This is a genomic window from Pedobacter sp. UBA5917, from assembly GCF_002432345.1.
Lineage (GTDB): Bacteria > Bacteroidota > Bacteroidia > Sphingobacteriales > Sphingobacteriaceae > Pedobacter.
Window position 1 is genome coordinate 1 of sequence record NZ_DJDT01000036.1, and the last position, 5,056, is coordinate 5,056.

The following is a 5,056-nucleotide window of genomic DNA, read 5'->3' on the forward strand; positions in this document are numbered from 1 at the left end:
TTTTTCCGCTCCTATGCCGCGGGGGCATGGTAGTTTTTCACAGTTAATGCTGTTTTTATTTGTGCTCAAGAATGCTACGCATTTTGGAGCGCCAAAGTACCCAAAGCGCTTCGTCAATCCACAATGTGCGTTCACTCAAGCCCCATTCGCATCAAAAAAACGGCGGCACTTTGTTTTGTGCAGTAAGTATCAGACAGATTAAAGTTTTTGTAAGATCTGCACAAAACCACTGCGTTTAGGTTTGGCAATGCCAATTGTCTTATTTTGCAACTGTTTTTTTGATTTCCCTGCACTTGGGATTGACGGGCGTTCTTCGGTAAGACCTGTTTAGGGTGCAACGCAAGTTAGCATAACGCCTTAAAAATATGCGTAACGATGGTGCCAGCTTAATGGGTTCATAATTGGTTCCTTTAAATGAGTATTAATCAAACTTAGGTTATAAAAACATAATCTCAACCCGCCTGTTCTTTTTTCTCCCGAGAGCAGTTTTATTGGAAGCAACCGGGTTTTCAATTCCTTTTCCTGTGGCTGTTATCCGGCTTGTTTCAACATTCAATGAAGTTAAATGGTTTTTGAATGCATCGGCCCTTGCCTGCGATATCTGTTGGTTTACGGCTATCGGGCCATCGCTGCTGGCATAACCATCAATATGGATGGATGCGGATGGGTTTTGGGTTAAGTAGGCAACAATACGTTTAATTAAAACTTTGTTGGTGCTTGCAAAAGATGATGAACCTTGAAAAAATGTAACCGGCACGGCATGGTTTAAGGCTTTAAATGCTGCTGTTTGTAATTTGCCGGGCGTTGCTGTATCCGGATTGTTTTTTGCAATTTCTTCAGCTTTTACTTTGGTTGAATCTGCTGCAGTAGATGTATCCATACCGCTAACTTCTTTTTTTGTTGGTTCAACAGGTGCAGCAACCGAAGCCGGATCTGAAGAAACGTTTTGTATAGATGTTTTTGTCCCAGTATCTGTCTTGACTGATGAATAATACCAGATGCCGCCACCAAGTACCAATATCCCGAATAAACCGATTAACCAGTTGCGCGATGCGGAAGCGGTTTTTTCTATCTCTCCTTTTGAAAGATCAAATTTGGAGGGCTCTTTTTTAGAACCATCGTTTTTATTTAAATCGAATGCCATAATTTTATTTTTTAGGTGTACATATCAACTAAAGTTTGCAAACTGCCCGTATGCGCCCTGCCCATTGCTTCAAACTCCCAGCTATCGCCAACGCGGAACAAACGCCCAAATTCTACGGCATCTTCATTCGTATATTGGTCTTTCAGGTCGTAGCGCAGTATTTCCGAACCATTGCTTTCATCCACAATCCTGATGTAGCAGTCGTTAACTTTTCCAAAATTCAGATCCAGTGTTCTCCTATCCTTTTTATTATCGTTGGGATATTTGCAGATGGTACAGCAAATGATAATCTGCTCAACTTTATGGCTAACTTTTGATAGATCGATAAACATATCTTCATCATCATCGCCATCACTTCTGCTCCCGTCCGGATCATCAATGGCACCGATAATTGCACCGTCTTCGGTAAACGGTCTGAAAAGGCCTTTTTCTACCTTGTCCTCAATTTTATTACCCATACGGATCTGCCCGTAAAAGGTAAAGTACGAATCGGAAGGGATTTTGAAATCGCCACCGATTGAAAACGCCGAAACATCAAGATCAAACTCCGGACCGCCGGGTTCTTCGTTAGGGTCCCAGCCCATGCCTATTTTCACGACTGTTAATCCGGGCGCTGCCTTCGATAGAGAGAACCTGTCTCCCTTATTTAAATTAAAACTGCTCATTGATATAATTCTATTAGTGTGTTTAAACCGCCTGAAAAGGCCTGCCCAAGGGCTTCTACGTTCCATTCTCCCCCGTTTCTGGAGATCGAGGCAATCATAAGGGAGTCTTCATTTGTAAATTCCTCTTTTAGCTGATATTGGCATAAAACCGATTTATCGGCATTGTTCCTGATGTTGATGTAGGAATTCTGAACGTGGCCAAAATGGTGGCCCCTTTCTTCACTCTGATCAATGGTTACCGCGAAATAGAGGAACTCTACTTTCGGATCTATTTTGGATAAATCGATGTAGATTACCTCATCGTCTCCATCGCCTTCGCCGCCCCTGCTATCGCCCGGGTAATGCGTAGAACCATCAGGACTGGTGTTATTGTTATAAAAAACAAAGTATTCGTCGGCCAGGAGTTTACCGTTTTCGCCCAGCATAAACAGGGAAAGATCGAGGTCTACCGGGTGTCCGTTTACAACGGCTGTATCCCAGCCCAAACCAGCAATGATGTGATTTAAACCCGGTTCTTCTCCAATCAGGGATACCGGTTTTCTTTTTTCTATTTGTATAGCCATTTTGTTAAGTTTTAGATTTTTGTGCACCCTACTTTTTTTTGGGAGGTAAGGGCGGTGGTTTTACCGGATTGTTTTTAGTGTTTTGTGTTATTTTTATCTCGGGCAACCTGGGAATGTTTACAGGTTTTGGAGCGTTGCTTTCCTTTTTTGGTGGCAGGGGTGGTGGCGGTTTAGGTGTGGGTAGCGGCGGCCGCGCCAATACCGGGGGAGCAGTTGGTGCTTTTGTTTTAACGCTGTAACCGGCATTGGCAATTCCCTGAAAAATAGACTGCATGGTATCTTTAACATCAACAGGTTGCAATGCGGTAACATGGTGATACTTTTTTAGCAATTTGTCGGAAAAATAAGCGGTGCTGATTTCTTCTGACCCAAGCAAGAGTATTACAGCATCCGGCGGTAAATTATTTGCCCTCAACAGATCGTCTATTGCCGTAAAAATCATTCCATCATTGGCATAATATTGCAACCTGTCGTTCAGGTTTCTTTCCCTTACATTAAACCAGTAGCGGTTTCCGTCTGATAGTTCGGCTTCGCCTTTTATAAGCGGACTGATGTTTTGAAGTAAAGCTGCACAGAACGGGAGCAGGAAAGCGATTTCGCTATCTTTATTGATCGACAGATAAGAATTCTGCAGGATAATATATTCCACAATCATATCGGCAAGGATTTTTACCCTGGGATCGGCACCCTGACCGTGCAGTTTGGCCGATCCAAGCGCTTCGGCTTTGATATTTTTGTAGAGGTTTAAATAAAGTACATCATCAATGCCATTCATCAATAAAATAGCCTTGCTGTTTGGTAAAATCTGCTTTTGGGCCAGTATATTAAAAAGCGTATGGTGATAGCCAATACGGTCTAAATTAAAATAGCCGGCCTCCTGGAACAGGTTTTCGATAAGCGATTTTTCATTGTCTTCAATGTCGTCATCAAATAAAAAGCGCAAAGGGAACTGCTGCCTGTACGATTCGATAGAATCTGATCTGTACAGTACCGTATTTAAAAAATGCGATAAGTATTGTTCAATGCCGTAATAAAATAGCTGTTTAACAGGTTTTTTATTACCGTATATACTGAAATGTTTGGCCGGATCTTTAACAATTTCGAAATAATTGCCGTAAGCATGCGGGTCGTTTTTATAAAAGCGTTCCCTGGCCGCGGCCCCAAATATAAAATCGTTGCCGTTTACATAAAAATACAGGGGGATTTCGTTCGATTCCCTCATTTTTAACGGGGCATAAGGGTTACTGTCTGATTGATACCAGAAAGTAACCGTCCGCTTTGATATTTTTGCCAATACACAGAATCCCATTGCTATTATTGTTTTTGAATGCCCTTAAGCAGGTGTTTTTCGAAGAATTTCATCCCTTCCAGAATGATGATCGGCGCTACATAATCGAAATCTTTCTGATCGTCGTGTTTCCGCTTTTGTGCCTTGATAAAATCGGGCTCTCCTTTGATATAGTTCTCGATGTTCATATCCTGGAAACCTGCCATAAAATCTGTCGCGTTCATTTTTAAACCGAACATGCCGGATGATACCTTATAAAACAGATCGGCAAAGTCCATAAACCTTGGGCAGTGCGGTTTGCCTTCCTGTGGCAGGCAGATAAAATGGTTACCAATATGCTCCAGCATTTCTGATGTGATGGAATTGGTTGATTCGAGGTATTTAAATTCACCATTTGGTGTAACCACACAGAAATTATCTTCGCCCAATATCTCGATGGCCTGTTTGTTCGTAGGCACCAAAATGCTGGTGATATTGGTTGGAATGGCCAAACCTTTCGATACTTCGTATTTAACATCGGCATTATCTGTTCCGCGCTGCGAATTGATATCGATTATTTTTAAAGGGTTTGTGGTTATCGGACTAATGGTTTGTTTGGCCACGGTTTCCCCGCCCATTCCCCTGATAAACATCTGCGTATAATAATCATCGGCTGCGGCTGGGTTTACGGCGGTAAACCAATCGAATATCCTTGCGCCTTTACCTGCAAATGCAATTTTTATTTTTGGCGGAATGGCTTTAACGGCTGGTGGTGCATCTTCTGATCTTACGATTTCGTTCCGCAGTTTATAGGCCAGCTGACCTGCATAAAACATAATCAGGCCGGTAACGTAAAGGTTAATGCTCATCATTTCCTTACATTCGGCAGCTATTAAGAGATAAAAAGTTTCAAAATCCGAAGCCTCCAGGCGGTCAACAACCTGCTCGAAGTAATAGGGTGCAGTATTCTCGTTAAATTTAGGCGTGCCTGAATTTAGACCCTGGATGGATATTTTTTTCTTTTCGCATATCCTGAGCAATACATTTTTAAAGTTGGGCGAAAACCGGGTTGCCTGTGCCACACGTTCGGCCGCAAAACGGATGGAATTCTGTTTGATCATTGCCTTTCCGCCTTCCATCTGGCATAATGCCGTAATATCGGTTGTACTGCCGCCAATGTCGAAACAAAGTACCAGTTCTCCGGGATTAATAGCATAACCACCATTTGGGCGCACCAGGTAATTGGCTACCGCACAGGCTTCTGATAATGATTCTTCGTTGCTTAATTTTTTGAAATCGAACCTTACCGGACCGGTTTCTGTTTTGATATCAACCGCTGTAAGTGTTTTTTTTGCTTCATTGCCCCATCCTGCGGTGTTATCTGTTTTAGGCTGTTCGCCCCAGCCGCTACTGCCCG

At 42.7% G+C, this 5,056-nt stretch carries 6 protein-coding genes; 1 reads left to right on the forward strand and 5 read right to left on the reverse strand.

What is annotated here, in order from left to right; all coding sequences use genetic code 11:
* Nucleotides 1–202 (forward strand): hypothetical protein (locus B2V92_RS02410; RefSeq protein ID WP_293304508.1); only part of this gene is annotated, 202 nt, incomplete at its 5' end.
* Nucleotides 203–436: 234 nt separating this feature from the next.
* On the opposite strand, the gene B2V92_RS02415 is transcribed toward B2V92_RS02410, so the two are convergent.
* The 5 genes from B2V92_RS02415 to B2V92_RS02435 all read right to left on the reverse strand — a co-directional run.
* Nucleotides 437–1,144, reverse strand: a complete 708-nt coding sequence (locus B2V92_RS02415) for an OmpA family protein (RefSeq protein WP_293304510.1) — start codon at nt 1,142–1,144, stop codon at nt 437–439.
* Between the two features lie 11 nt (nt 1,145–1,155).
* Nucleotides 1,156–1,809: a TerD family protein gene (locus tag B2V92_RS02420; RefSeq protein WP_293304512.1), complete on the reverse strand. Its 654-nt coding sequence runs from the start codon at nt 1,807–1,809 to the stop codon at nt 1,156–1,158.
* Nucleotides 1,806–2,372, reverse strand: a complete 567-nt coding sequence (locus B2V92_RS02425; protein ID WP_293304514.1) for a TerD family protein — start codon at nt 2,370–2,372, stop codon at nt 1,806–1,808. Before B2V92_RS02425 ends, B2V92_RS02420 begins: the two co-directional genes overlap by 4 nt.
* Before the next feature lie 28 nt (nt 2,373–2,400).
* Nucleotides 2,401–3,681 (reverse strand): hypothetical protein, encoded by a 1,281-nt coding sequence (locus B2V92_RS02430; protein ID WP_293304516.1) that lies wholly within the window; start codon nt 3,679–3,681, stop codon nt 2,401–2,403.
* Between the two features lie 5 nt (nt 3,682–3,686).
* On the reverse strand, nt 3,687–5,056 hold a 1,370-nt coding region (locus B2V92_RS02435), incomplete at its 5' end, for a hypothetical protein (protein ID WP_293304518.1).

What these genes read in the sequence shown, in the direction of transcription:
- B2V92_RS02415 (WP_293304510.1), bottom strand. Translation starts at nt 1,144, where the DNA reads ATGGCATTCGATTTAAATAAAAACGATGGTTCTAAAAAAGAGCCCTCC.
- B2V92_RS02420 (WP_293304512.1), bottom strand. Translation starts at nt 1,809, where the DNA reads ATGAGCAGTTTTAATTTAAATAAGGGAGACAGGTTCTCTCTATCGAAG.
- B2V92_RS02425 (WP_293304514.1), bottom strand. Translation starts at nt 2,372, where the DNA reads ATGGCTATACAAATAGAAAAAAGAAAACCGGTATCCCTGATTGGAGAA.
- B2V92_RS02430 (WP_293304516.1), bottom strand. Translation starts at nt 3,681, where the DNA reads ATGGGATTCTGTGTATTGGCAAAAATATCAAAGCGGACGGTTACTTTC.